This window comes from Frankia sp. RB5 (assembly GCF_059816245.1).
Window position 1 is genome coordinate 1 of the sequence record NZ_JCBATA010000079.1, and the last position, 26,192, is coordinate 26,192.

A 26,192-nucleotide genomic window follows, 5' to 3' on the forward strand; every position below is an offset into this window, starting at 1 on the left:
CCCGCTCGCAGACCCTCTTTCCCTCCCCCCCGCTCTTCCGATCTCGCCGGGCGCCGCCCCGCCGCGGGCGGCCGGCGCCCGCGGCGGCCCGACGGCCGCGCCTGGCAGAACCAGCAGAACCAGGACCAGCAGGATCAGGATGCTGTCGAGGCGGCGCCCGGCGCCGCGGGGACCTCGCCTGTGCGCTCGTAGCTCGCCAGCATCCGCAGCCGGCGCACGTGCCGCTGCTCACCGCTGAACGGTGTCGCGAGGAAGACCTCGGCGAACGCGAGCGCCTCGGGCACGGTGTGCATCCGCGCGCCGAGGCTGAGCACGTTGGCGTCGTTGTGCTGGCGGGCGAGCGTCGCGGTCTGCTCGCTCCAGACCAGCACCGCCCGCACGCCGACGACCTTGTTCGCCGCGATCGCCTCGCCGTTGCCGGACCCGCCGATCACGATGCCGAAGCTGTCCGGCTCGGCCGCGGTGGCCCGGGCGGCGGCGAGCACGAAGGGCGGGTAGTCGTCGTCGGGGTCGTACTCGACCGGGCCGTGGTCGACGGGCGCATGCCCGAGCTCCACCAGGCGCTCGGCGAGCGCCGCCTTGAGGTGGAAGCCGGCATGATCAGAACCTAGATGGACGCGCATGATGCGTCATCATGCCGGATCACGTGAAGATCGGGTCCTGGTCCCGGGTGCGCTTGAGCTCGAAGAAGCCCGGGGTGCCGGCGACCAGCAGGACGCCGTCCCACAGCCGGCCCGCGTCCTCGCCCTTGGGTGCCGGCGTGACCACCGGGCCGAAGAAGGCGTTCTCACCGACGGCGATGACCGGCGTTCCGACGTCCATGCCCACCCGGTTGATGCCGTCGGCGTGGCTGGCGCGCAGTGCCTCGTCCCACTCGGTGGACGTGGCGGCCGTGGCGAGCGCCGGGTCCGCACCGGCCTCGGTGAGCGCCGCGGCGAACGTCTCGGCGTTCCACTCCGCCTTCTCCAGGTGCCGGCGGCGGCCGAGCGCGGTGTAGAGCGGCAGGAGCACGGCGTCGCCGTGGCGGGCCGCGGCGGCGATGCACACCCGCACCGGCCCCCAGGCCTGCGTCAGCAGCGCCTTGTACTCCTCGGGCAGGTCGCGCCCCTCGTTGAGGACGCCGAGGCTCATCACGTGCCAGCGCACCCGCACCGGGCGGACCTTCTCCACCTCCAGCAGCCACCGTGACGTCAGCCACGCCCAGGGACACGTCGGGTCGAACCACATGTCGGCGGCGACGGTGCCGGCGGGGGACGCGGCGCTCTCAGGCGACACGGTCTCGGCGGGCGACACGGTCTCGGCGGGCGACACGGTCTCGGCAGGCGACACGGTCTCGGCGGTCATGCGCGGGCCTCCTCGGGGGTGGGCGAGCCTTCGTCGTCGGGGTCAACCCGGTCGGGCCGCGCGGACTTCCCGGTCGCGGCGAGATAGCTGGCGACGCGGTTGACGACGGCGACGAACGGCACGGCGGCGATCGCCCCGGGGATCCCGGCGAGCACGCCGCCGGCGGACAGCGAGATCACGATCGCGAGCGGATGCAGCCGCACCGCCCGGCGCATGACGATCGGCTGCAGCAGGTGCCCCTCGATCTGCTGCACCGCGAGCACGACCCCCAGGATGATCAGCGCGTCGGTCACCCCGCCCGAGACCAGGGTGACCAGGACGGCCGCGATCCCGGCGACGGTCGCGCCGATGATCGGCACGAACCCGCCGAAGAACGTCAGCAGCGCCAGCGGCGCGACGAGCGGGACGCCGACGCCCAGCAGCCCCATCCCGATGCTGAAGGCGTCGACCGCGGCGACGAACACCGTCCCCCGGACGTACCCGGTGATGGTGAACCAGGCCTCCCGGCCCGCGCCGCGCACCCGCTCCTCCGCGCCGTCGGGAAAACGGGTGACGATCCAGTTCCAGATCCGCTCGCCGTCGTAGAGGAAGAAGAAGGACGAGAACAGCGCGACGAGCAGTCCGGTGATGACCTCCGCGGCGACCGACGCCCCCGAGATCACCCCGGAGACGACCCGGCCGCGGTTGTTCGCCAGATTGCGGCGGATGTCGTCGACCAGATCGTCGAGCTGGCTCTGCGACAGATGGAACGGGCCGTTGGTGAGGTAGCCGCGGACCTGCTCGACACCCTCGCTGACCTGGTCGGTGACCGTCGGAAGCTCGTCGGCGGCGTTGAAGCCGACCGCGACCGCCGCCCCCGCGACCACCACCAGGAACACGAACAGCGCGGCGAACGCGGCCCCCAGCCGGGGCACGCCCATCCGCTGGAACCGGACCACCAGCGGATGGATCAGCGCCGCGATGAGCAGGCCGGCGATGATCGGGATGACCACCACCCGGACCCGGCCGACCGCCATGAGCAGGATGTAGATCGCCGCGCCGGTGAGGATCAGGCGCCACGACCAGCCCGCCGACACCCGCAGCGCCACCGGGATGTGCTCCTCGGCCCGGCTCGCCGACGACAGGCGCCCCCCGTCGCCGCCGTCCTCGTCGCCCACCGCGGGATCCGCCGGGTCCCGCCGCCCGGCCGTCCGCTCGGCGAGGGACACCCGCAGCCACCGCGGGAGGATGCCGGCCTGCCGGCCGCCGCCGGCCGATGTCTCGCCCGCCGCGCCGCCTGGCCGGTGCGGCGCCGCCGACGAGTCCGCCGGGTCCGCCGGATCCGGCGGGCCGCCGCTGGTCGGCGGGCCGGGCGTGGCCGGCGGGCCGGGGGCCGCCGCGGCGCGTTCCCTCGGCGGCACGTCGGGGCTGGCCGGCCCGGGGGCACGCCGTGACGTGCCCACACGGCCCAGCCCGGCGACCCGCCTCACCCGTGCCTCCTCCTGAGGTTCCCACCCCGCTCGCGGACCGCGCCGCCCGGCGCGCGGGACATGTCGTCATCGTGCCGTACCGGCTTCCCGGATGGCGGAGTGACCCCAGGCGAACTGGTGCAATCCGTCGTCCGCCCGGCGCGCCGCGATGCCCGCGGCCACCGCGGACCACGCCCGTCGACGATGTCCGAAACCCCTCCCGGCGTGCGAGACTGGGCCCGCGCCCACCGCAATAACCACGTGCCACCGCACGCAGCGCGGAGCACGTGCCATCGCAGAAGTCCGTGCCTTTCGAGAGGATCCGGGTGCCCAACAACCTCACCCGCGACGAGGCGCGCGAACGCGCCCGCCTGCTCAACGTGGCGTCCTACGACGTCGACCTCGACCTGACCACCGGTCCGGTGAACTTCCGCACCTCCACGGCGGTCACCTTCACCTGCACCGAGCCGGGGGCGTCGACGTTCATCGAGCTCGCCGCGGCCCGCGTCGACGAGGTCGTGCTCAACGGCCGAGCGCTCGACCCGGCCGCCGTGTTCGACGGCGAGCGGATCCGGCTCGACGGGCTGGCCGAGTCCAACCGGCTGACCGTCGTCGGCGACGGCGTCTACTCCCGCACCGGTGAGGGCCTGCACCGTTTCGTCGACCCCGTCGACGACGCCGTGTACCTCTACACGCAGTTCGAGACGTACGACGCGCACCGCATGTACGCGTGTTTCGACCAGCCCGACCTGAAGGCCGCGTTCACCCTCTCGGTGACGGTGCCGGCCGAGTGGTCGGCGATTTCCAACGGTGCGGTCGCGGCGCAGGCGGAGGCCGCGATCGGCGTGCGCGTCATCCGCTTCCTGACCACGCCGGTGATGTCGACCTACATCACCGCCCTGGTCGCCGGCCCGTACCACGAGGTGCGCGACCAGCATGACGGTATCGACCTCGGGTTGTTCTGCCGCCGCTCGCTCGCCGAGTTCCTCGATCCGGGCGAGATCTTCGAGATCACCAGGGCCGGGTTCGACTTCTATCACCGGGTGTTCGACTACCGGTACCCGTTCGGCAAGTACGACCAGCTGTTCGTGCCGGAGTTCAACGCCGGGGCGATGGAGAACGCCGGCTGCGTCACGTTCCTGGAGGAGTACGTCTTCCGGGCGAAGGTGACCGAGGCCCGCCGCGAGCGCCGCGCCGAGACGATCCTGCACGAGATGGCGCACATGTGGTTCGGCGACCTGGTCACCATGCGCTGGTGGGACGACCTGTGGCTCAACGAGTCGTTCGCCACCTACATGTCGGTCCTGGCGCAGGTCAGCTCGACCCGCTTCACCAACGGCTGGACCACGTTCGCGAACGCCGAGAAGGGCTGGGCGTACCGGCAGGACCAGCTCTCGTCGACCCACCCGATCGTCGCCGACGCGCCCGACATGGACGCGGTACGGACAAACTTCGACGGCATCACCTACGCGAAGGGCGCCTCGGTGCTCAAGCAGCTGGTGGCATGGGTCGGTCAGGAGGAGTTCCTCTCCGGCCTGCGCAGCTATTTCCGCCGTTACGAGTACGCGAACACCTCGCTGCGGGACCTGCTCGACGAGCTGGAGAACGCCTCCGGCCGCGACCTGACCGCCTGGTCCGCCGAATGGCTGGAGACGACCGGCGTCAACACGCTGCGCCCGCGTTTCTTCACCGACTCCTCCGGGCTGTTCACGGCGTTCGACGTGGTGCAGGAGCCGGCGAGCTCGCCGCCGACCGCGTCACACACCCTGCGCCCGCACCGGCTCGCGATCGGCCTGTACGACCGGGACGCGCGCGGCGCGCTGGTCCGCCGCGAGCGGGTCGAGCTGGACGTCACCGGTGAGCTGACCGAGGTGCCCAAGCTCGTCGGCGCCCGCCAGCCGGACCTGATCCTGCTCAACGACGACGACCTGACGTTCGCCAAGGTCCGCCTCGACGAGCGCTCCCTGGCCACCCTGGTCGACTCCATCGGCGCGATCGCGCAGAGCCTGCCCCGCACCCTGTGCTGGGCCGCTGCCTGGGACATGACCCGCGACGCGGAGCTCGCCGCCCGCGACTACGTCCGTCTCGTGCTGTCCGGGGTGACCGCCGAGGACGACATCGGCGTCGTGCAGTCCCTGCTCGCCAAGGCCGACCTCACCATCGACACCTACGGCGACCCCGCCAACCGCAAGGCGGCGCTGCGCGCGCTGACGGAGCGCACCGAGGCCCTGGCCCGCTCCGCCCCGCCCGGCAGCGACCTGCAGCTCGTCTACACCACCTCGTTCGCGCAGGCCGAGGACGACGACCAGGTGGCCCGCGTGCGGGCGCTGTTCGAGGGCGGCGACGTCATCGAGGGCCTGGTGCTGGACACCGAGCTGCGCTGGACGCTGCTCACCCAGCTCGTCGCCCGCGGCGTGTACGGCGACGCCGAGATCGACGGCGAGCTCGCCCGCGACCGCACGGCGACAGGCGAGAAGCGCGCGGCCACCGCCCGCGCGGCCCGCCCGACCGCCGAGGCGAAGGCCGCCGCGTGGTCCGCGGTGATGGACTCGGACGAGCTGTCGAACCATCTGGCGGCGGCGACGATGGGCGGCTTCTGGATCTCCGACCAGCTGGAGCTGACCCGTCCGTACGTCGACCGCTACTTCGCCGAGATCGCCGGTATCTGGGCGTCGCGCAGCTTCGACACCGCCTCGACCATCACCCAGATGCTGTTCCCGGCCGCCGTCATCGAACCGGAGACGGTCGCGAAGGTCGACGCCTACCTGGCCGAGGCGAACCCGAACCCGCCCCTGCGCCGAGCCCTCCTCGAGGGCCGCGACGGCCTGGTCCGCGCCCTCGCCGCCCGCGCCAAGGACACCGCCGCCGCGTCCTGACCCGCCCGTTCCAGGCCGGCGCCGCCCACTCCTCCACCGGCGCCGGCCTGGCAGCCCTCACCTTTCCCGCCGTCTGTAGCCTTCGCCCTCGCCGTCCCAGTGGTCGCTGGCGACCAGGACGGCGGCGACGGCGGGATGGCGGAACTCCCACACGGCGCCCACTCGGAGCAGGACCCCCCGCTCGCAGGCATCGTCGAGAAACCCGAGGATGTCCCGCGGCAGCCCGCGCCGCCACGCCAGCCAGTGCCGCGCGATCACGAACTGCCCCCACGGGCACCCGAGGGTGAACGCGACCACCGCCACACCCTCGGCGACGGCGGCCACCGCGAGGGACGACGGCGCGACGTGCAGTAGGACGTACAGATAGCCCTCGTAGGACGCCTGAACGGCGGCGATCAGAGGCGCCGCGAGGTACAGCGCGTAGCCGCGACACTGCCGCATCGACCACCGCGGGTCGTCGTCCTGGCCGGCGGCTCCGCGCTCCCCGTTGGCGGGGCGGCCCGCTGCCTTCGCCGTTCGTTCGAAGCGCGGTCTCGGCCTGCGCAGCGGCACGTGTCTCGGTACCCGGCTATCGGGGCGGGTGCTGTCCCGGCGACGTCGCCATTCGAACACGAGACCCGCGAGGAGGCCGAACACGATGCCGAGGGTGAGCCCCAGCTGCGTGCCGAAGCCGATGCCGACGCAGATACCGCCTACCAGCCACGGCAGCGTCTGCAACGGCCTCGGCATCGCCCTGTGCAGATCCCACCAGCCCAGGCCGGTGACCCGTTCCGCGGCCATCCGATCGGCCAGGAACGCCAGGGCCCGCAGGTGGCGTTCCGCGTCCCCAGCGGCCGTCCGGTCCTGATCGAGACGGTCGCCCGCCGATCCGACGACGACGCGCAGGTAGAGCCGGGCCAGCCGGGCACGGACCGCATCGGCGGAGTCGGGGGCGTCGGGGGCCCCGGCCCGGTCGCGCGGCGCCAGGTCCAACGCCCAGCGCACGGTCTCCCCGTCGTCCCGACCATCACGCCGTCCGGCGTCGCAACGCGGCGCGGACCGGGCGCGTTGGACGGTGTGCAGCAGGTCGACGACGAGGGGCTCCCGCAGCGCCTCGGCCGCTGCCGAGCCGGCCGAGCTGGTCAGGACGTCGGCGACCACCGCACGGACATCCGACGCACCCGGCCCGTTGCCTGGCGCCACATACTCGGCTACCAGCCGCGGCTCCACCGGGCGCACCTCGACCAGCGGTAACTCGGCCAGCCGCGGTTCGGCCAGCCGCGGTTCCGCCAGCCGCGGCGCACCCGGGCCTGGCACCGACGCCGACCGGACCGCCGGGGGCGTGTCCCCATCATGGGCAGGCCCGCGCAGGCTCTCCGCCGTACCGCCCACCACCAGCGGACCGGTGTCGCGCAGCCACGTCTCGAGAGCAGCCACGGCGGCAGGCCGCTGGGCGGCCGGTACCTCGTCCAGTCCGTCGAGGACAGGCAGGACCTCGCCCACCGGGATCGGCGTCGAAGGCCGCCTGCCAGACGGTCTGCTGCGCCCCGGCTTCCGTGTAGTGCGGCGAAACGACCACGAGCACGTGGTTGACCAGAGGCAGATGCTCGTTGACCGTCGCGGTCCAGCGGGAACCCGCAACGCCGTCCCACGCCTCGACGATCACCCGCAGACCGGCGCGCTCCTCCATCTGCCACGCGATCCACTCGGCCCACCCGACATCGGCCGGAGCATACGAGACGAGGATGCCCCCGGGCGGTTCCTCTCCCCCCGCGCCCAGCCCTTCATCATCGCAGAGCGTTGCGGCTCACTCGCCGGCGGAAGCAGAATGCTGACAGGCCGCAGCGCCCCGATCGCGGTGGGCCAACCACTGGTGGAACCGTGCATGCCCACGTCGCTGCCGCACGGACCAGGAGACGGCCGGACGTCAGTGGTGCGTGGCGTGGGAGTCCGTGGTGGAGGACCTGGTTCCGACGGCGGCCGCGGCGGGACCGGCGGCCTCGCCGAGCTGGCGCAGGCCGGTGAGCAGGCCGCCAACCAGGTCGCCGAGGGAGAAGCTGGACGTCATCGTCAGCGCGGCGAGGCCGGCGGCCGGGTTACTGACCCGCTTGCGGGCCGCCGGCGTGGTGGCCACGCGCACGAAGCACTGGCCGGGCGAGACGACGATCAGCACGGCCGGGTCGCGATCCGGGTTGTCGACGAGCGTCGACAGGATGCGCTCGGCGGCGAGGCGCACGTCGCCGCGCAGTGCGCCCACCCGGACCGTGAACGGGATGCCGCTGTGCTTCTGTGCCTGGTCCAGCGCCCGGTTCAGCCGCTCCAGCTGCTCCGCGCTGAAGGCCTCACCAGTTGCCACTGGCGCCACCCGCTCCCGGGACCGCCTTGGCGGACCGCTCGCCCTCGAGCTCCTCCGGGCGGGTGCCGACCCAGACCTCGTCGTGCTCCCACGGCTGACCCGGGCGGTAGCGCGGCGGGCCACCACGGCGGCTCGACGCGGCCGTGATCAGGATCGCGACGAGAAACCCGCCGACGATCGTGCCGCCGTAGATACCCCAGGTCTGCAGCGCGGACAGCGGGTCCGGGTTGTACTTGCTGCCGATCTCCCCGGCGGACGCCGTGGCGGCGAACACCGGCAGCGCGAACACGGCGAGGCCGGCGACGCTCAGCACCCGGCGCACCGCGACGCCTCGACGCGACGCGCGGCCGGCCGCCGCCCCCCGTGTCGGATGGGACATACCGGCGGGCGACGGCCGGCGGGACCAGCGCGGTTGACGTGAAGTCACGGAGCGAAGGTTACCGGGAAGTGTGTCCTGGGTCCTGCGTCAGGGGTGGCTGCCGGCCTCGCCCGAAGGTGAGATGGGCCGCTTGCCCGCGGGCGCGTCGCGCACCTCGTCGCGCACCTCGTCGAGCAGCGCGGCGAGGCGGTCGACGGCGGGGTCGGCGCGCAGCCGTTCCAGGGTGATCTCGGCGCCGTCCGCGTCGCGCACGGGCAGCCGCCAGTTCGGGTACTCGTCGATGGTCCCGGGAAGGTTCGGCTGCTGCCGGTCGCCGAGCGCGTCGCCGGGCGCCGCGAGCACGATGCGGCACGGCGACCGGACGAGCAGCCGGTGCATCGCCAGCACCACCTCCGCGGTCGGCACTCCGTCGATCACCGCGTTCGCCGTGCTCCCCGGCTCCACGACGGTCGACGGACTCGGGACGGACGGCGCGCCCGGTGACGGCGGCGGGGCGGCGAGCAGCAGGTGCTCGGCGCGCAGCAGGTCGAGCAGGGCGTCCCGCTCGGCGAGCCAGGCGGCCGCCTCGGCCTGCTCGGACCGGCCCAGCACGCCCAGGGACGCCCGCAGGCGCACGTGTTCGCCGACCAGGTAGCCGGCCGCCGTGGGCAGGTCGTGCGTGGTGATGCTGGCCATCGTCGCCGCCCGGTACCGCTCGGGCGGCAGCGGTGCGCCGTCGGCGTCCTTCTCGAACCACAGCACCGCCGAACCGAGGACGCCGGTGCGGGCCAGCGCCGTCGCGACGGACGGCTCGACGGTGCCGAGGTCCTCGCCGACGACGAGCGCGCCGGCCCGGGCGGCCTCCAGGGCGACCAGGCCGAGCATCGCCTCGGCGTCGTAGCGCACGTAGGTGCCGTGCGCCGCGCCCGCGCCGGCCGGAACCCACCACAGCCGGAACAGCCCCAGGATGTGGTCGACCCGCAGGCCGCCACCGCGGCGCAGCACGGCGGCGACCATCTGGCGCAACGGCGCGTACCCGGCGTCGGCCAGCGCCGCCGGACGCCACGGCGGCAGGCCCCAGTCCTGGCCCTGCTGGTTGAAGGTGTCCGGCGGGGCGCCGACGGTCGCGTCGACGGCGAGCACGTCGCGCAGCGCCCAGGCGTCCGCCCCGCCGGGATCGACGCCGACGGCCAGGTCGTGCACGATCCCCGCCGCCATCCCGGCGTCGCGGGCGGCGGCCTGCGCGGCGGCGAGCTGGTCGTCGCAACGCCGTTGCAGCCAGGCGTGGAAGGCGATCCGGTGGGCGAGCTCGACACGCGCGGCCGCCACGGCCGGCGCGTCGGGGCGGGCCAGCTCCGCGGGCCAGCGCCGCCAGTCCGGCCCGTGCCGCTCGGCGAGCGCGCACCAGGTCGCGAAGTCCGCCAGATCCTGGTCCATCCCAACGGGGCCGTCGCCCGCGGCGTCCTGGACCGCATCGGAGGGGTCCACCGCGTCGGAGGGGTCCACCGCGTCGGAGGGGCCGACCGTGTCGGTGGGGCCGACCGTGTCGGTGGGGCCGGTGGGGTCGACCGTGTCGGTGGGGCCGGTGGGGTCGACCGTGTCGGTGGCGCGGCGCCCGCGATCGGCGTCGAACAGCAGCTCCAGCGCGGCGCCCTTCGACCGCCAGACGGCGTCGCGGTCGAGCAGGCCGCCCGGACGTGCCTCGCGGCGGGCCTGCCGGGCCAGCTCGTCGACGGCGGCGCGGGTCGCCCCATCGGCGTCCGCGTACTCCCGCGTGGCCTCCGGGCGCAGGTACAGCGGTGCGGCGAAACGGCGGCTGACCGGCGAGTAGGGCGACGAGGCCATCGGCAGCGTCGGGGCGGCGGCATGCAGGGGGTTCACCAGCAGGACGTCGGCGCCCGCCCCACCGGACCAGGCTGCGAGCTCGGCGAGATCGGTGTAGTCGCCCATGCCCCAGCTCGCCGCCGAGCGCAGCGCGTACAGCTGGACCATCCAGCCCCAGGCCCGTGACCCGGCGAGCGCGGGCGGCCCGGGCACCGCGTCCGGGACCGCCACGACCTGGCAGCGCAGCGTTCGCGAGCCGGCGTCGACGCGCAGCTCATGGTCCCCGAGGGGCAGCCCGGCGGGCAGGACGACCGGCCGGGCCGCCCACGTCTCGCCGTCGAGCACCCGCTGTTCCCGGGGTTGTCCAGGCGGATCGAGCACGACGCGCCGGCCGCCGTCGAGTTCCAGCTCGGCCCGCGCGTCGACACCGGCGGGCAGGTGCACCACGACCGGTCGGGGCGTCGCGGCGGACACGACGGCACAGGCCGGCAGCTGGCGGCGCCACCGCACGTCGACGACGCCGGCGAGGGCGGCCGCGGGGTCGGTCGGATCCACGCCGAGCAGGCGCAGCACCGCGCGGACGGTGTCGGGCGCGACCCGCACGAGACGGTCCTCGGCGTCCCGGTACTCGGTCGCCACCCCGCAGGCCTCGGCCAGCGTGGCGAGGTCGGCGCCGACCGGAGGAACCTGGGGGTTCGTCGGCTCGTCGGGGCGGGGCCGAGTATCGGGACCTGCGGCGGGGGTCGTCTCGCCGGGCCGGATCCGGCCGGGCCCATCCTTGTCAGGCCGGGCGGAGGGGGGCTGGGCGTGCGGGGACCGGGCGCTGGGGGCGGAGTCGTCTGGGCTCACGTCCCAGGATTGTCGCCGGGTCCGGCGGCCGGGTCGGCACCGCGCCACGTCTGGGGCCCGGACGCATCTCCGCCCGGCCCGGCGGAACCGGGCGAACCATCCCAGGGCAGGCCGTAGGGAGTCATCGGAGCGGCCAGGGGCGAAGGCCCGTCGAGCGGTGGTGGCAGGGCCGCGCGGGCGATCGGCGCTGACGGCTGGAGCGGGGTCGGCGGGTCGGCGGCCGGGCGGCTCCACGGGGACGCCGCGCCGAACGTGGCCCCGGCCTGCTCCCAGGCCGGCAGCTCGGCGGGCGGCGGATCCGCACCGGCCACGGCGAAGGTGCCGCGGGTACCGGCGAGTTCACGGGTACCCGCGGGTTCGCGGGGATCGGCGGCCTCGGCGAGGTCGAAGGGGTCGGGTGCGGCCAGCGGCAGGCGCATCCGCATCAGCGCCCCACCGCTCGGCGACGCCTCCGCCGTGACGCTGCCGCCATGGCTGTGCACGGCATCGGCGACGATCGCGAGGCCGAGCCCGGAGCCGGGCAGGCCGCGGGCCGAGGTGGCCCGGTAGAAGCGGTCGAAGACCTGGGCGCGATCCTCGACGGCGATGCCCGGGCCGTCGTCGGCGACGGTCACCTCCCCCGCCGCGCAGCGCACCCGCACGACCGACGCCGGCGGGGAGAACTTCACCGCGTTGTCGAGCAGGTTGGTGACGGCGCGTTCGAGCATGTTCGGCTGGCCGTCGACCAGGCAGCTCACGGCGTCGACGTCGATCCGGATGCCCTTGCCGTAGGCCCGGCGGCGGGCGCGCTCGGCGGCGGCGACGACGATGTCCGCGAGGTCGAGCCGCTCCACCTCCTCGGCGGGCACCTCGTCGCGGGCGAGCTCGACGAGCTCGCTGACCAGGCCCGACAGCTCGCGCATCTGGGCGTCGACGTCGCGCAGCAACGCCTCCCGGTCGGCGGGGGGCAGCGGGCGGTGCGGGTTCGCCTCGGCCCGCAGCAGCAGCTCGATGTTGGTCCGCAGGCTGGTCAGCGGGGTGCGCAGCTCGTGGCTGGCGTCGTCGACGAGCTGACGCTGGCGGGCCCGGGAGGCCTCCAGCGCGCGCAGCATGCTGTTGAGGCTCTCCGCCAGCCGGGTGATCTCATCCGAGCCGGTGACCGGGATCAGCGCGGAGAGGTCCTGGGTACGGGCGACCTCCTCGGCGGCGGCCGCGGCGGCGTCGACGGGTTTGAGTGCCGCGCGGGCCACGATCCGGCCGGCCAGCGCCGAGCCGACGACCCCGACCACGCCGACGACGAGCAGCACCACGGCGAGGTCGCGCAGCGTGCGGTCGACGTCCGTGGTCGGCCGGGCCAGCTGGAGCGCGCCGCCGGACGCGGGTCGCTCCAGCGGCACGGTGACCAGCCGGTACGACTGCCCGCCGACGGTGATCGTGCGCAGGTTCTGTGCCCGCTCCCGGCGGGCGACCTCGGCGTCGGCGGCGTCGACCGGGATCTGCACGGAGTTCCAGCTCGAGACCGCGTTCTCCAGCGGGTTGCCGTCCGCGTCCAGGAACTGGCCCTCCAGCCCGAAGCTGAAGGCCTTCAGACCGACGCCGATGCCGAGCGCGTTGGTCTGGATGGTGTCCGCGGACGCCTCGGCCTGCTCGGTGAGCTGGTCGTCGATGGCCTGGTTCAGCACGATGCTGGTGGCGCCGAGGGACACGCCGGCGACGACCGCGACCGCGGCGGCCACCGCCATGCCGACCAGCAGCGCGAGCCTGGCACGCAGGGTGAGGCGGCCCAGCGGCGAGGAGAAGCGTTCCCGGGCGGAGGCCCGCTGGTGCGAGCCGACCCGGCGGGCGACCCCGTCCCGCGTGCGCGCCCGGGGCGACGCCGAGCCGGTTCCAGCCCCCCCACCGGCTCCCGCGGCCGCGGCGGCTCCGTCGCCGGGGCCGCCGCGGGCGGGCAGACCCACGACCGGCCGCGCCCAGCCCGGCGAGCGCGCGGCCGCCCGCGGGGAGGCACGGCTCACATGCGCTCCCCGGAGGGCTCACGCAGCACGTACCCGACGCCGCGCACCGTGTGCAGCAGGCGGGGCTCCCCGCCTGCCTCCAGCTTGCGGCGCAGGTAGCTGACGAAGACCTCCAGCGAGTTCGACGTGGGCCCGAAGTCGTAGCCCCACACCCGCTCCATGATCGTCGAGCGGGAGAGCACCTGCCGCGGGTGGTGGAGGAACAGCTCCAGCAGCTCGAACTCGGTCTTGGTCAGGGTCAGCTCCCGCTCGCCCCGGGTGACCTGGCGGCTGGCCTGGTCCAGGACGACGCCCCCGTAGCTCAGCACGGAGTCGGGCGCCCCGCCCGGCCCGCCGACGACCGCGCTGGTCGCCCGCGCCGCGAGCGCCGCCCGGCGGGTCAGCGCCCGCAGCCGGGCGAACAGCTCCTCCAGCGCGAACGGCTTGACCAGATAGTCGTCGGCGCCGACGTCGAGGCCGCTGACCCGGTCGGCCAGCCCGTCGCGGGCGGTCAGCATGAGCACTGGGACGTCGTCGCCGCGGGCCCGAAGCTGGCGGCAGGTCTCCAGGCCGTCCACCCTGGGCATCATCACGTCGAGAATGACGATGTCGGGACGGTCGCGGACGACGGCGTTCAGCGCGTCGAGCCCGTCCACCGCCGTCGAGACCTCGTAACCCTCGAAGCGCAGCGACCGTTCGAGGGACTCCCGGACCGCCGCGTCGTCGTCGACCACCAGTACTCGCACGATTCCAGTCTGCCTCTCCCGAACGGAAGGAGGGATGTCCGCCGGGCGGTCTCAGCAACACCTTCCCTGCTTTTCAGGCGAACTTCAGGCCCGCGCCCGGACGGATCACCCCGGGCGGCGCCGAACCGTCACGGGCCCGGCCGCCCCTGTCAGCACCGGACGCCAGAACCGGACGCTGGAACCACGCGTCGGAACCGGACGCCGGCGCCCGCCGTCAGGACCGGGTCGCGCTCGGCGGGTCGATCCTCGGCCGGGGCACGTCCTCGGTGATGACGATCGAGCCGCCGCCGCCGCCCGCGGGCAGGGCCGGCGCGCCGATCCCGTTGTCGTCATCGTCCTCTCCGGCGCGCGTCCCGCCTTCCTCCTCCTCGTCGTCGACCACCGTGACCTCGCTGCGCTGGACGGAGCCCAGCGCGATGCCCGCGTCGCTGAGCGCGTTGCGCACCCGCTCCCGCAGTTCGCGGGCGACCTCCCACTGCTTGAGCGGCTGCGTCTTGATCGCCACACGCAGGGTGTACCCGTCGGCGGTCATCGTCTCCATGCCCCACACCTCGGGGGCGGAGAGGATGAGACTGCTCCACTCGGCGTCGGCCCACAGATCGTCGGCGGCGCGGGCGAGCACCCGCTTGGCCGCGTCGACCTCGGTGTCGTAGTCGAGCGGGACGTCGAGCACGGCGCGGGCCCACTGCTGGCTCTTGTTGCCGATCCGGGTGATCTCACCGTTGCGGACATACCAGACGGTGCCCTCGACGTCGCGCAGCCGCGTCATCCGCAGGCTCACCCCCTCGACCGTGCCCGACACCGGCCCGACGTCGATCACGTCGCCGACACCGTACTGATCCTCCAGAAGCATGAACATGCCCGACAGGAAGTCGCGGACAAGGTTCTGCGCGCCGAATCCGACGGCGATTCCCAGCACTCCGGCGCTCGCGACGATCGGCGCGAGATTGATGCCGAGCTCCCCCAGGACGCTGAGGAATGCCAGGCCGAAGACGAAGATGGAGGTCACGCTGCGCAGCAGCGAACCGACGGTGGCGGCGCGCTGGCGGCGCCTTTCCATCAGCCCCGCCGGATCGCCGAACGCGCCCAGCAGCGTGCCCGCCCGGGAACTGCGGAAGAACCCGCCGTTGCCGCCGGCGCCGGCCCGTTCGGCGGTCCGCCGAATGAAGCGGTGCAGCAGCGCGCGCACGACGAACGCGATCACCAGGATGAGCAGGATCCGGATCGGCGTCCCAAGGAACACCTCCGCACCGGACGCGAGGTAGTTACTGTGCGTTGCGTTATAGACGGTTCGACAGAGCAGGCCCGGGCTGGTGCCACAAGCGTCGCGCAGGGCGTTCGCGACGCCTTCGAGGGATACCAGCGGATCCGTGCTCGCCGAGGGGCTCGGCGAGGGCAGCGGGGTGCCCGAGACCACCGCGGCGGCGGAACCGGGCTGCGCGTCGGGGGCGGGCGAGGCGGACAGCAGCATCCCCAGCCCGGGAATGAGCGGCTCGGCCAGCAGGGACGGGGCGGGCGTCACGACGACGGTCATCCTTTCTGCGTCTGACGTTTCGGTGGTGCGTCGGCGGTGCGGTACCGCGACGACAGGCGGTGTCGCCCGACGGCGCGGTGTCGAGCCCGACGGCGCGGTGCCATGTCCGACGGTGCGGTGCCATGTCCGGCAGGGCGGTGCCGCGTCCGGCAGGGCGGTGCCGCGCCGGACGGAGCGGTGCCGCGCCCGAGGTGCGGCCGGCGGCCCGTGGGGAAGCCGCCGATGCCGGGCCGGCCTGGGTGCCAAGGCCCCCGGCCGTCCCCCGCCCGGACCCGACCCGCCCACGACCCCCGGAGGTCATCGGAGATCAGTCTCGCCGATGGGGCCAGCCCACCGGCGCGCACCCCCGGGATCCGGCGGTCCGGCGCCCGTACGGCACCGCACCCCCAACCCGGACATCAGGTCGACGCTGCGTAGCCAGAATCTCCCCAGATGGTCGGCAGAGAGTGACAAACGCCACCAGATATGTGCAGCGACACGGCACGAAAGCCGATGACCATGCAAACAGGCTCGCGTTCTGCCGCGGAAGAAGGTTGACTGTCCATTGTCACCGGAGACGCTGGGTAGGTCGGTCCGTTATGGACCCTCGGTGGGCAGGAGGTCCGCGCGTGGCAGAGGCGTTGGTTCTCAATGCCACGTATGAGCCTCTGTGCGTGGTGTCGCAAAGACGCGCGCTTGTCCTGGTCCTGACCGAGAAGGCCGTGATGGTCGAATCGGCCGGCCAGGTCCTTCGGTCCGCGGCGGCATCGGTCGACGTTCCGATCGTGGTCCGGTTAGCGCGTTTCGTTCGGGTGCCGTACCGCTCACAGGTCCCCCTGACCCGCAAGGGTGTGCTGGCCAGGGATCACCACCGCTGCGTGTACTGCAACGCGCCCGCGACGTCGTTGGATCATGTCATTCCTCGCTCCCGAGGGGGCGCGCACGTATGGGAGAACGTCGTGGCGGCCTGCGGCCGCTGCAACCATGTCAAAGCCGACAGGGCCGTCGCGGATCTCGGTTGGCGGCTTCGCACGGCGCCCCGCGCGCCGAGCGGAGCCGCCTGGCGCATTCTGGGGTCGCGTCGGATGGATCCACGCTGGTCGGCCTACCTGAGCACGGACGTGACCGAGGCCGCCTCCGCCTGACCGGGGCGGTCGTCCGCTCGCGGCGTGAGGTGCCGGCCCGGGACGGCGGAACCCGGGACGGTGGGACGGGATAGCGGACGGTCCGCCGGGCAGGTAGGCGGTGTGCGCATCCTGGTGACCGGGGCGACCGGCTACATCGGCGGCCGGCTGGCTCCCCGGCTGCTCGACCGCGGGCACGAGGTGCACGCGATGACCCGCGATCCCGCCCGCCTGCGCGGCATCGAGTGGGCGGACCACGCCCGCGTCGTCCAGGCGGACGCGGGCGACCCGCTGGCCCTCACCGAGGCGCTCGCCGGCATCGACGTGGCCTACTACCTCATTCACTCGATCGACGGCGGAGGCGACTTCTCCGCGGTCGACCGGCGAGCCGCCACCGCCTTCGCCGCCGCCTGCCGGGCGGCCGGGGTCCGCCGCATCGTCTATCTCGGCGGCCTGGCACCGGGCGGTGGCGACCAGATCGCCCTGTCCGCCCATCTGAGCTCCCGCCAGGAGGTCGCGCGCATCCTGCTCGACTCGGGGGTTCCCACCCTCGTGCTGCGGGCGGCCGTCATCATCGGCAGCGGCAGCGCGTCGTTCGAGATGCTGCGCCACCTCACCGAGCGGCTGCCGGTCATGCTGACGCCGCGCTGGGTGCGCACCCGGATCCAGCCGATCGCGGTCCGCGACGTGCTGCACTACCTGCTCGGCGCGCTGGACGTGCCCGCCGGCGTGCACGGCTCGTTCGACGTCGGCGGCCCGGACGTGCTGACCTACGCCGAGATGATGCGCCGGTTCGCGGCCGTGGAGGGCCTGCGGGACCGGATCATCATTCCCGTGCCGGTGCTCTCGCCGGGGCTGTCGTCCCTGTGGGTCGGGGTGGTCACCCCCGTGCCGAAGGGGATCGCGCGGCCGCTGGTGCGCTCCCTGCGCACCGAGGTGATCGTCGGTGACGGCGGTGCGGTGCGCCGCTGGATCCCCGATCCGGCGGACGGCCTGCTGCCCTTCGACACGGCGGTCGCCTACGCGCTCGCCCGCGTGCGCGAACGCCGGGTGGAGACCCGATGGTCGACGGCGGTCCTGCCGGTCGGCACCGGCGCGCGCGGCGGTGGGGCCGACTGGGTGCCCGGCCCGCCCGGGGAGCCCGCGCCGACGGACCCGCAGTGGAGCGGTGGCGCGCTCTACGTCGACGAGCGGGAGGCCGCCGTGGCGGCCGCGCCCGAGCGGCTGTGGCGGGTCATCGAGGGCATCGGCGGGGAGAACGGCTGGTACTCCTGGCCGCTGGCCTGGTCGGCGCGCGGCTGGCTCGACGGGCTGCTCGGCGGGGCCGGCCCGCGCCGGGGCCGCCGCGACCCGCAGCGGATGCGGGTCGGCGAGGCGCTGGACTTCTGGCGGGTCGAGGAGGTCGAACCGGGCCGACTGCTGCGGCTGCGCGCGGAGATGAGGATGCCCGGCGACGGCTGGCTGGAGCTTCGGGCGGCCCTCGGGCCCGACGGGGGGACCCGCTACCGGCAGCGGGCGGTCTTCCTGCCGCACGGGCTGCCCGGCCAGCTGTACTGGTGGGCCGTCAGCCCGTTCCACGCGGTCGTGTTCGGCGGCATGCTACGCAACATCGTGCACGCCGCCGAGGGCTCAGAACCGGCCGCGCCCCTGCGCCGGCGGATCGGCCGGCGGCGGGCCGCCCATCGGGGCGGTGCCGTGGCGCCCGGCGTCCGGCCCGGCGCCGTCGGGGACCTCGATGTCGAACCAGACCCGCTTGCCGTCACCGGTCGTCTCCACGCCCCAGGCCAGGGACATCGCCTCGACCAGTAGCAGACCCCAGCCCGACTCGGGATCGGGCCGGTTCTCGGCCGCGGCGCCCGGCCGCGGCAGGTGCGCGCCCTCCCGGTCCTCCACACTGATCCGCAGCCGCCCGGGCTCCAGGAACGCGCGCAGCACCAGGTCGCTGCGGGCGTGCAGGACCGCGTTCGTCACCACCTCGCTGACCAGCAGGGTGGCGTCCTCGACCGAGGCGATGCCGTAGTCGACCAGCACGGCGCGGATCGCCATCCGGGCCTGGCCGGCCGAGGCGGCGACCGCGGGCAGCGCGAGTTCGAGCAGCGGCGGGTTCACCGCGAGCGTGGTCAGCACGACCAGCGCCGTGTCGTCGTCGGTGCGGCTGGGCAGGTCGGCGGCGAGCAGGCAGCGCTCGAGCAGGGAGCGGGCGGTCTCCTCGGCGGGGCCCTCCCCGGTACCGGCGACGGTGTCGGGCCCGAACCAGCTGCGCACGGCGAAGCTGCCGCCGCGGGCGCGCCGCCGCCGCTCCGCGCCGGTGTGGTGCTGCTGGGCGTGGCGGCGGTCCCGGCCGCTGCGGCGGTCGGGCATGCCCGGCGGCGGGCCGAGGGAGGGACCGGGGGCCCGCCGGTCGGTCCACGGCTCGTCGGTCCGCGCGTCGTCCGGCCTCGTGCCGCCTGTCGGCGCGGCGTCCATCGTCGCGCCGCCGGGCACCAGGCCGCCCGGGCTCGCGCTCGGGCCGTCGGCACTGCCCGCGCCGGTGAGGTCCGCCGGGCTGACCGGCGGGGCGCCGCGGGCGGCGGCCGCGCGGGCCCGCTGCTCGGTGAGCCCGCGGCGCAGGCCCTGCAGGCCCTCCGCGAGCGGGCGGCGTCGCGACTCGACCAGCCCGTCGGTGAACAGCACCAGCGCGGAGCCGGGCGGCAGAGTGACCGTCATCTCGCTGAAGCCGGCGCCCTCGCCGACGCCCAGCGGCAGACCCGGGTCGAGCACCAGGTAGTCGGGATCCTCGTCGGGCAGGATCACGAGCGGGGCGAGGTGACCGGCGTTGGCGATGACGGCCCGGCCCGTGTGCCGGTCATACACCGCGTAGGTGCAGGTGGCCATCTGCAGGCCGGGCAGCAGGTCGACGACGCGGTCCAGCCGGGACAGCACCTCGGCGGGCCCCCAGTCCTCCAGCGCGTACGCCCGCAGCGCCGCCCGCAGCTGGCCCATCACCGCCGCCGCCTGCAGCCCGCGGCCCATGACGTCACCGATCGCGACGCCGAACCGGCCGCCGGACAGCGGGATCACGTCGTAGAAGTCGCCGCCGACCTCCGTGCCGGCCGTGCCGGGCCGGTACTCCATCGCGATCTCGACGCCGTCGAGCGCGGGCGGGTTCGCCGGCAGCAGCGAGCGCTGCAGGGTCAGCGCGGACTCCTGGGCCTCGCGGTAGCGGCGGGCGTTGTGCAGCGCGAGGGCACCGCGCCGGGCGAGGTCCTCCGCCAGATCGATCTCGGCGTTGGTGTAGTGCCCTTCCGGGCGGCCGACGGTGAGGACGCCGACGATCTCGCCGCTGTCCGCCAGCGGCACGCTCATGGTCGGGCCGGCCTGGACCCGGCGGAACTGCTGGTAGGCCAGCTCGTTCGGGAAGGGCACCGCGGTGCGCAGGCTGCCGAGCTCCGGCACGCAGAAGACCTGCCCGGTACGCAGCACCACGCCGGGCGGGTACTCGTCGTCGAGTGCGGGCGGCAGCGCCGCGATCATGGCTCGTAGCATCTGGGCGACCCGCTGGTCGACGACCACCGACGCGGCCAGGCTCACCTCGTCCTCCGTGCGCAGCCACACCAGCGCGACGGTGCCGAGCCGCGGCACGGCGAGGTCGGCGAGCAGGTGGACGACCCGGTCGGGGTCGAGGGTCTCCGCGAGCACCAGCGCGGCGTCGGCGAGGAACGTCGAGGGGGCGCAGCAGGAGGGATCGGTCCGCTCCGCGGACGGGGGGCCGCCACGCAGCAGGCGGGCGACGCCCCTGGCCGTGCGCAGCCCGATCGAGGCCGAGCTGCGCAACTGCCGCGTCACGACGGCGGCCATCGAACCGTCGCCGCCGGCGACGTCCGCCCGGCCGAGGATGGCGGACACGCGGGGCCTCATCCCAGCGGCCGGCCCTGCACGGAGGGCTGGATCCACCCGCCCCCGATCAAACCCGACTCCCGGGACCGCACCGTAACAGCCAGTCACCTGGTCCACCCGGGGAAGTCTAGTTCGGTAACCGGATATCGCGCATCGCGAGAATGTCGACCCAAGCAGGGAGCGGTACCCCATCGCCATCCCTTCGCGCGTCTCGGCCCGCTATGCCACCGACAACCGTGCCATCTGACAGCCTGGTCAGCGCCATCCGCGCCTCCGCCGCCTCCGCCGCCTCCGCCACCGACCATCGCGGCACGGGCCGCCCCGAGCCAGGTGATCCCGCCGCCACCGCGACGCGCACGATGACGGGTGGTGGGGTACCGACCCGAACAGGACCAGAAACGCCAGGAAGGATCACATGGAGACACACCGTTCCGGGCCTGATCATTCCACATCGAATCGACCGGATGGGACACGGACGGTATCTGGGGATATGCCTGCCCGGCAGGACGCCGGCACCCGACCGGCGAGCGGCGGCCGGGACGCCTCCTGGTGGCGGCGCGCGGTCCTGTACGAGGTCTACCTGCGCAGTTTCGCGGACGCGGACGGCGACGGCGTCGGCGATCTGGCCGGGCTGCGCCAGCATCTGCCCGCGCTCGCCGAGCTCGGGGTCGACGCGCTGTGGATCACGCCGTTCTACCGCTCCCCCATGGCCGATCATGGCTACGACGTCGCCGACCATCGGGACGTGGACCCACTGTTCGGCACGCTGAGTGACGTCGACGCGCTGCTCGCCGACGCGGCCGCGGCCGGCCTCGCCGTGCTCGTCGACCTCGTCCCGAACCACTCCAGCTCGGCGCACCCGGCCTTCACGGCGGCGCTGTCGGCCCCGCCCGGCGACCCGCGGCGCGACCTGTACGTCTTCCGCGACGGTCGCGGCGCGCACGGCGAGCTGCCGCCGAACAACTGGGAGTCGGTGTTCGGCGGCCCGGCCTGGACCCAGATCGCCGACGGGCAGTGGTACCTGCACCTGTTCGACGCCGAACAGCCCGACTGGAACTGGTCGCACCCCGCCGTGCGCGCCGACCACGAGGCGACCGTGCGCTTCTGGCTCGACCGGGGCGTCGATGGCTTCCGCATCGACGTCAGCCACGGCCTGGTCAAGGACGCCGAGCTGCGCGACAACCCGCCCGGCCCGCCGCTGCTCCCGGACGCCGGCTTCCGGGACGAGGGCGAGCCGCGGGTCTGGGACCAGGACGGCGTGCACGAGATCTACCGGACCTGGCGGGCGATCGCCGACGAGTACACCGCGCGCGACGGCCGGCCCCGGATCCTCGTCGGCGAGACCTGGGTGCGCGACCCGGTCCGGCTCGCCCGCTACGTGCGGCCCGACGAGCTGCACCTGACCTTCTCGTTCTCCCTGCTCGCCACGTCGTTCTCGGCGCCGGCCTGGCGGGCGGCGATCGACGCGGAACGCGCGGCGCTCGGCGCGGTCGGCGCGCCCGCCACCTGGGTGCTCGCGAACCATGACGTGGTCCGCCCGGTCACCCGTTACGGCGGCGGGTCGGCGGGCGTCCGGCGGGCGCGGGCGGCGCTGCTGACCCTGCTCGCGCTGCCCGGCGTCGCCGTGCTCTACCAGGGTGACGAACTGGCGCTGCCGCAGGCGGACGTGCCGCCGGGCGCCCGCCAGGACCCGGTGTGGACCCGCTCCAAGGGCACCTCGCCGGGCCGGGACGGTGCCCGCGTGCCGCTGCCCTGGTCCGGGGACGCGCCGCCCTACGGGTTCACCGCGCCGGGCGCCGCGCCGTGGCTGCCGCAGCCGGACGACTGGGCCGGGCTCGCCGTGCTCGCGCAGGCCGGCGATCCCCTCTCGACGTGGCTGCTCGTGCGGGGCGCGCTCGCGCTGCGCCGGGCCCTGCCGCACCTGCGCGGCGAGGAGCTTCGCTTCCGCGACGACGTTCCCACCCACTGCCTCGCGTTCGACCGGCCGCCACCCCCGGCGGCCACCTCCGGGGGATCGGTCGGTATGACGTGCGTGATGAGCACCGGCCAGGAGGTGGAACTGGCGATCTCCGGGCGGCTGGTGCTCGCCAGCGGACCTGTGGGTTACGACGGCGCCGTGCTGTCCCTGCCCCCCGACACCACCGCGTGGGTCGCGCCATGGGAGGGCTGACCGGCCTCACCCGTTCGAGGCCGGGTGCCGCCTGGCGCACAATGGACGAGTGAGCCAGTCCCCCACGCCGGCCCAGCCCACGACGACCTTCTACGACGCCGTCGGCGGGGAGCCGACGTTCCGCACGCTGGTCGCGCGGTTCTACCAGGGTGTGGCGAATGATCCCGTGCTGCGCCCGCTCTACCCGGAGGATGATCTGGCGGGCGCCGAGGAGCGGCTGCGGATGTTCCTCATCCAGTACTGGGGCGGGCCCAGCGAGTACCAGCAGGTGCGGGGCCACCCGCGGCTGCGGCTGCGGCACGTGCCGTTCGCGATCGGCCCGGCGCAGCGCGACGCCTGGCTCGCGGTGATGCGCGCCGCGGTCGACTCCCTGGACCTGCCGCCGGACCAGTTCGACACGCTCTGGGGCTATCTGACGATGGCCGCGAACTCGCTGCAGAACCGCCCCGACTGACCATCCGACCCTCCGCGGCCCGCGAAACGACATCCGGCCGCCGCCCGCGCGGGTGTGCGTGGGCGGCGGCCGGCCGCACGTTTCTCGGGTCAGTCGCGGGTGAGCTTGCGGTAGGTCACCCGGTGTGGGCGCGCGGCCTCCTGGCCGAGCCGGTCGACCTTGTTCGTCTCGTAGTCGGCGAAGTTGCCCTCGAACCAGAACCAGCGGGCCGGGTCCTCGTCGGTGCCCTCCCACGCGAGGATGTGGGTGGCGACCCGGTCGAGGAACCAGCGGTCGTGGGAGATGACCACGGCGCAGCCGGCGAACTCCAGCAGCGCGTCCTCCAGCGAGCGCAGTGTCTCCACGTCGAGGTCGTTCGTCGGCTCGTCGAGGAGCAGGACGTTGCCGCCACGCTTGAGGGTGAGCGCCAGGTTGAGCCGGTTGCGCTCGCCGCCGGAGAGCACCCCGACCGGCTTCTGCTGGTCAGGGCCCTTGAACCCGAACGACGACACCCACGCGCGGCTCGGCAGTTCGGTCCTGCCGACGACGATGTGGTCGAGGCCGTCGGAGACGACCTGCCAGACGTTCTTCTTCGGGTCCAGGCCCGCCCTTGACTGGTCGACGTAGGCGATGTCGACGGTGTCGCCGATGACGAGTTCGCCGCCGTCCGCCGCGGCCTGCCCGGTGATCATGGTGAACAGTGTGGTCTTGCCGACGCCGTTGGGGCCGATGATGCCGACGATGCCGCCGCGGGGCAGGGTGAAGGACAGGTCGTGGATGAGCGGGCGGTCATCAAAGCCCTTGGCCAGCTTGCGGGCCTCGATGACCTGGTTGCCGAGCCGGGGGCCGGGCGGGATCTGGATCTCGTCGAAGTCCCGCGGCCGCGCCCGGTCCGCCTCGGCGGCCAGCTCCTCGTAGCGGGCGAGGCGGGACTTGCTCTTGGTCTGGCGGGCCTTCGGGTTGGACCGCACCCACTCGAGCTCCTGGGTGAGCACCCGCTGCCGCTTGGCGTCCTTCTGGCCCTCGACCTTGAGCCTGGCCGCCTTGTTCTCCAGGTAGGTCGTGTAGTTGCCCTCGTAGGGCAGGGCGCGACCGCGGTCGAGCTCGAGGATCCAGCCGGCGACGTTGTCGAGGAAGTACCGGTCGTGGGTGACGGCGAGCACGGCGCCGGCGTAGCGCGCGAGGTGCTGCTCCAGCCAGGCCACGCTCTCGGCGTCGAGGTGGTTGGTGGGCTCGTCGAGCAGCAGCAGGTCGGGGGCCTCCAGCAGCAGCTTGCACAGCGCGACCCGGCGCCGCTCACCGCCGGACAGCAGCGACACGTCCGCGTCGCCCGGTGGCAGCCGCAGCGCGTCCATCGCCTGGTCGAGCTGGCTGTCGAGCTCCCAGGCGTTCACCGCCTCGATCTTGTCGATGAGCTCGGCCTGCTCGGCGAGCAACGCGTCGAAGTCCGCGTCGGGCTCGGTCATCTTCTCGTTGATCTGCTCGTAGCGGGCGAGCACCTGACGGATCTCGCGCACGCCGTCCTCGACGTTGCCGCGGACGTCCTTGGTCTCGTCGAGGGCGGGCTCCTGGGCGAGCATGCCTACGGTGTAGCCCGGGCTGAGGATCGCGTCGCCGTTGCTCGGCTGGTCGATCCCGGCCATGATCTTGAGAAGGGACGACTTCCCGGCCCCGTTGGGACCCACCACCCCGATCTTCGCCCCCGGCAGGAAGGCGAGGGTCACGTCATCGAGGATGACCTTGTCGCCATGGGCCTTGCGCGCTTTGCGCATCTGGAAGACGTACTGCGCCATGTCGTCAACCCTAGGGCATCGCTGAGGCGGCGAGGACGCCGGTGATCGGTGCCGGGCCGCGCCCGTCTCGCCACCCACGGTGCCGGACGCCCTCCCACGCGGCGGAGGTGGGTAGCGCGCGCCGATTGCGGGCACGCAACGTGGGAGAACCGGCACCGGGGGACGGGGACGAGGACGAGCATGCGTGCGAGCGACCATCGGTTCGGGCTGGCAGCCGAGGCCTACATCTTCGGGTATCCCCTGGTCAGCAGCGTGCGCCTGCAGACCCGGCTCGCCGTCGACGGGGTGGGCACCGCCGCGGGCCGCGGGTTCAACTCCTTCTACCACCAGCGGGAGCTGCCCGGCCCGAACTCGGAGTTCGTCAACGTCGACGGCGACCTGCTGTCGTCGATGGCGCAGGTCGACCTGACGCCCGGCCCGTTCGTCCTGCACGTACCGGACGTCGGTGACCGCTACTTCCTGCTGATGTTCGTCGACGCCTGGCGCAACACCTTCTCCTATCTGGGCTCGGGCTCGGGCGGGGGCGGAGGCTCCTACGTTCTGGTCCCGCCCGGCTGGCCGGGCCGCACGCCGCCGACCATGACCCGCATCGACGCGCCTACACGCCTGCTGACGGTGTTGGGCCGCATCGGGCTGGCCGATCCGCGGGAGGCGGCCGAGGTGTACCGGCTGCAGAACGGGCTGCATCTGCACGCGCTGGACCCGGACGCCCGCCTGGCCGAGGGTCCACCGGAACGGTCGAAGAGCGTGTGCGACGACCTGCGGTTCTGGGAGGAGCTGCGGATCTGGCTGCGGGCCTTCCCCCCGCCGCCGGCCGAGTTCGACCACGCCCGCCGCTACGCCCCGCTCGGGATCTTCGAGGACCCCTCTCCCTACGTGGATCCGGACCCGTCGCTGACCTGGTCGCTGCGCGGTGGGCTGCGGGCGGGCCGGGACGGCCTGGAGCGGCTCGCGCAGGTCGGCCGCGCGCAGCGCAACGGATGGTCGAGCGCTCCGCACGCCCTTGACTTCAATCTCGACTTCCTCGGCCCGGGCACCCGGGACGAACCCGCCTGGCGGATGGTGGATCGGGAGCAGGCGCGCATCGCCCGGGCGATGGCGGCCCGCTCGCCGTTCGGCCCGACCCACGGCTATCAGAGCGTCCATGCGACCTGCCTCGTCGACGGGGAGGGACGGCGCCTGACCGGAGCCCACCGCTACACGATGGATCTCGCCCCGCCGCCGGCGGCGATGTCCTGGACGCTGACCATGTACGACGCTCCCGGCTACTACCTGGTGGACAATCCGTTGTCCCGGTACTGGCTGGGCAGCCGCACCGATGGTCTGCGGGTCCGGCGGGACGGCTCGGTCCGCGTCCTCATCCAGTGTGACCCGCCCGCTGCCGGGGCGGACGAGGAGGAGCAGGCGAACTGGCTTCCGGCGGCCCCCGGCGACTTCCGCCCGATGCTGCGCCTCGACTGTCCCGCGCCGGAGACCCTCGAGCGCGACATCGCCCCACCCAGCATCCAGCGGATCGACTGATATCCGCGG

17 protein-coding genes and 2 pseudogenes are annotated in these 26,192 nt (G+C 74.0%); 6 read left to right on the top strand and 13 right to left on the bottom strand.

Annotation, left to right across the window (positions count from 1 at the left end):
• Positions 1-134 precede the first annotated feature (134 nt).
• Genes AC6EXY_RS29080 through AC6EXY_RS29090 form a run of 3 tightly spaced genes read right to left on the bottom strand, consistent with a single transcriptional unit; the run spans position 135 to position 2,813 of the window.
• Positions 135-623: a ribose-5-phosphate isomerase gene (locus tag AC6EXY_RS29080; protein WP_101831405.1), complete on the bottom strand. Its 489-nt coding sequence runs from the start codon at positions 621-623 to the stop codon at positions 135-137.
• Positions 624-642: 19 nt separating this feature from the next.
• A complete protein-coding gene (locus AC6EXY_RS29085; RefSeq protein ID WP_499819011.1) occupies positions 643-1,344 on the bottom strand; it encodes a mycothiol-dependent nitroreductase Rv2466c family protein in 702 nt (233 codons plus the stop codon).
• The gene (locus AC6EXY_RS29090; RefSeq protein ID WP_423748059.1) at positions 1,341-2,813 is read right to left on the bottom strand and encodes an AI-2E family transporter; all 1,473 of its coding nucleotides are present in this window, start codon (positions 2,811-2,813) and stop codon (positions 1,341-1,343) included. The genes AC6EXY_RS29085 and AC6EXY_RS29090 overlap by 4 nt, the downstream gene beginning before the upstream one ends.
• 305 nt (positions 2,814-3,118) lie before the next feature.
• Between AC6EXY_RS29090 and pepN the strand changes: the two genes are divergently transcribed.
• Positions 3,119-5,668 carry an aminopeptidase N gene (pepN, locus tag AC6EXY_RS29095; protein ID WP_499818843.1) on the top strand — a complete coding sequence of 850 codons (2,550 nt, stop codon included), beginning with the start codon at positions 3,119-3,121 and terminating at the stop codon, positions 5,666-5,668.
• Between the two features lie 57 nt (positions 5,669-5,725).
• On the opposite strand, the gene AC6EXY_RS29100 is transcribed toward pepN, so the two are convergent.
• The 8 genes and pseudogenes from AC6EXY_RS29100 to AC6EXY_RS29135 all read right to left on the bottom strand — a co-directional run bounded on the left by AC6EXY_RS29100 (position 5,726) and on the right by AC6EXY_RS29135 (position 15,287).
• Positions 5,726-7,150, bottom strand: a complete 1,425-nt coding sequence (locus AC6EXY_RS29100) for a hypothetical protein (protein ID WP_499818848.1) — start codon at positions 7,148-7,150, stop codon at positions 5,726-5,728.
• Between the two features lie 37 nt (positions 7,151-7,187).
• A pseudogene (locus tag AC6EXY_RS29105) lies at positions 7,188-7,337 on the bottom strand (toll/interleukin-1 receptor domain-containing protein); the annotation flags it as partial.
• A 237-nt stretch (positions 7,338-7,574) separates the two neighbouring features.
• Positions 7,575-8,003, bottom strand: a complete 429-nt coding sequence (locus AC6EXY_RS29110; protein WP_499818844.1) for a DUF5130 family protein — start codon at positions 8,001-8,003, stop codon at positions 7,575-7,577.
• Complete coding sequence (locus AC6EXY_RS29115; RefSeq protein ID WP_243407415.1) at positions 7,990-8,325, bottom strand: hypothetical protein; 336 nt, start codon at positions 8,323-8,325, stop codon at positions 7,990-7,992. The genes AC6EXY_RS29110 and AC6EXY_RS29115 overlap by 14 nt, the downstream gene beginning before the upstream one ends.
• Positions 8,326-8,469: 144 nt before the next feature.
• Positions 8,470-11,034: a 4-alpha-glucanotransferase gene (locus AC6EXY_RS29120; protein ID WP_499818846.1), complete on the bottom strand. Its 2,565-nt coding sequence runs from the start codon at positions 11,032-11,034 to the stop codon at positions 8,470-8,472.
• Positions 11,031-13,028 (bottom strand): sensor histidine kinase, encoded by a 1,998-nt coding sequence (locus tag AC6EXY_RS29125; RefSeq protein ID WP_499818847.1) that lies wholly within the window; start codon positions 13,026-13,028, stop codon positions 11,031-11,033. Before AC6EXY_RS29125 ends, AC6EXY_RS29120 begins: the two co-directional genes overlap by 4 nt.
• Complete coding sequence (locus AC6EXY_RS29130; protein ID WP_101833130.1) at positions 13,025-13,753, bottom strand: response regulator transcription factor; 729 nt, start codon at positions 13,751-13,753, stop codon at positions 13,025-13,027. Before AC6EXY_RS29130 ends, AC6EXY_RS29125 begins: the two co-directional genes overlap by 4 nt.
• Before the next feature lie 214 nt (positions 13,754-13,967).
• The gene (locus tag AC6EXY_RS29135) at positions 13,968-15,287 is read right to left on the bottom strand and encodes a mechanosensitive ion channel family protein (RefSeq protein ID WP_101833131.1); all 1,320 of its coding nucleotides are present in this window, start codon (positions 15,285-15,287) and stop codon (positions 13,968-13,970) included.
• Between the two features lie 608 nt (positions 15,288-15,895).
• Here AC6EXY_RS29135 and AC6EXY_RS29140 point away from each other — a divergent pair.
• A complete protein-coding gene (locus AC6EXY_RS29140; protein WP_101831130.1) occupies positions 15,896-16,411 on the top strand; it encodes an HNH endonuclease in 516 nt (171 codons plus the stop codon).
• Between the two features lie 102 nt (positions 16,412-16,513).
• Positions 16,514-18,199 carry an SDR family oxidoreductase gene (locus AC6EXY_RS29145; protein ID WP_101831131.1) on the top strand — a complete coding sequence of 562 codons (1,686 nt, stop codon included), beginning with the start codon at positions 16,514-16,516 and terminating at the stop codon, positions 18,197-18,199.
• On the opposite strand, the pseudogene AC6EXY_RS29150 reads toward AC6EXY_RS29145, so the two are convergent.
• Positions 18,191-20,464 (bottom strand): annotated as a pseudogene (locus AC6EXY_RS29150) (ATP-binding SpoIIE family protein phosphatase); the annotation flags it as partial. The gene AC6EXY_RS29145 and the pseudogene AC6EXY_RS29150 overlap by 9 nt on opposite strands.
• A gap of 292 nt (positions 20,465-20,756) precedes the next feature.
• On the opposite strand from AC6EXY_RS29150, the gene AC6EXY_RS29155 reads away from it, so the two are divergent.
• Positions 20,757-22,436, top strand: coding sequence for a glycoside hydrolase family 13 protein (locus AC6EXY_RS29155; RefSeq protein ID WP_243407356.1), 1,680 nt, complete (start codon positions 20,757-20,759; stop codon positions 22,434-22,436).
• Positions 22,437-22,467: 31 nt separating this feature from the next.
• On the top strand, positions 22,468-22,890 hold the full coding sequence (locus tag AC6EXY_RS29160; protein WP_101831133.1) for a globin: 423 nt from the start codon (positions 22,468-22,470) through the stop codon (positions 22,888-22,890).
• A gap of 89 nt (positions 22,891-22,979) precedes the next feature.
• On the opposite strand, the gene ettA is transcribed toward AC6EXY_RS29160, so the two are convergent.
• Positions 22,980-24,662: an energy-dependent translational throttle protein EttA gene (gene ettA, locus AC6EXY_RS29165; protein ID WP_101831134.1), complete on the bottom strand. Its 1,683-nt coding sequence runs from the start codon at positions 24,660-24,662 to the stop codon at positions 22,980-22,982.
• Positions 24,663-24,842: 180 nt separating this feature from the next.
• Between ettA and AC6EXY_RS29170 the strand changes: the two genes are divergently transcribed.
• Complete coding sequence (locus AC6EXY_RS29170; protein ID WP_101831135.1) at positions 24,843-26,183, top strand: DUF1254 domain-containing protein; 1,341 nt, start codon at positions 24,843-24,845, stop codon at positions 26,181-26,183.
• Positions 26,184-26,192: the final 9 nt, after the last annotated feature.

Coding starts and splice junctions, on each gene's coding strand:
- AC6EXY_RS29080 (WP_101831405.1), bottom strand. CDS start 623: ATGCGCGTCCATCTAGGTTCTGATCATGCCGGCTTCCACCTCAAGGCG.
- AC6EXY_RS29085 (WP_499819011.1), bottom strand. CDS start 1,344: ATGACCGCCGAGACCGTGTCGCCTGCCGAGACCGTGTCGCCCGCCGAG.
- AC6EXY_RS29135 (WP_101833131.1), bottom strand. CDS start 15,287: ATGACCGTCGTCGTGACGCCCGCCCCGTCCCTGCTGGCCGAGCCGCTC.
- AC6EXY_RS29155 (WP_243407356.1), top strand. CDS start 20,757: ATGCCTGCCCGGCAGGACGCCGGCACCCGACCGGCGAGCGGCGGCCGG.
- ettA (WP_101831134.1), bottom strand. CDS start 24,662: ATGGCGCAGTACGTCTTCCAGATGCGCAAAGCGCGCAAGGCCCATGGC.
- AC6EXY_RS29170 (WP_101831135.1), top strand. CDS start 24,843: ATGCGTGCGAGCGACCATCGGTTCGGGCTGGCAGCCGAGGCCTACATC.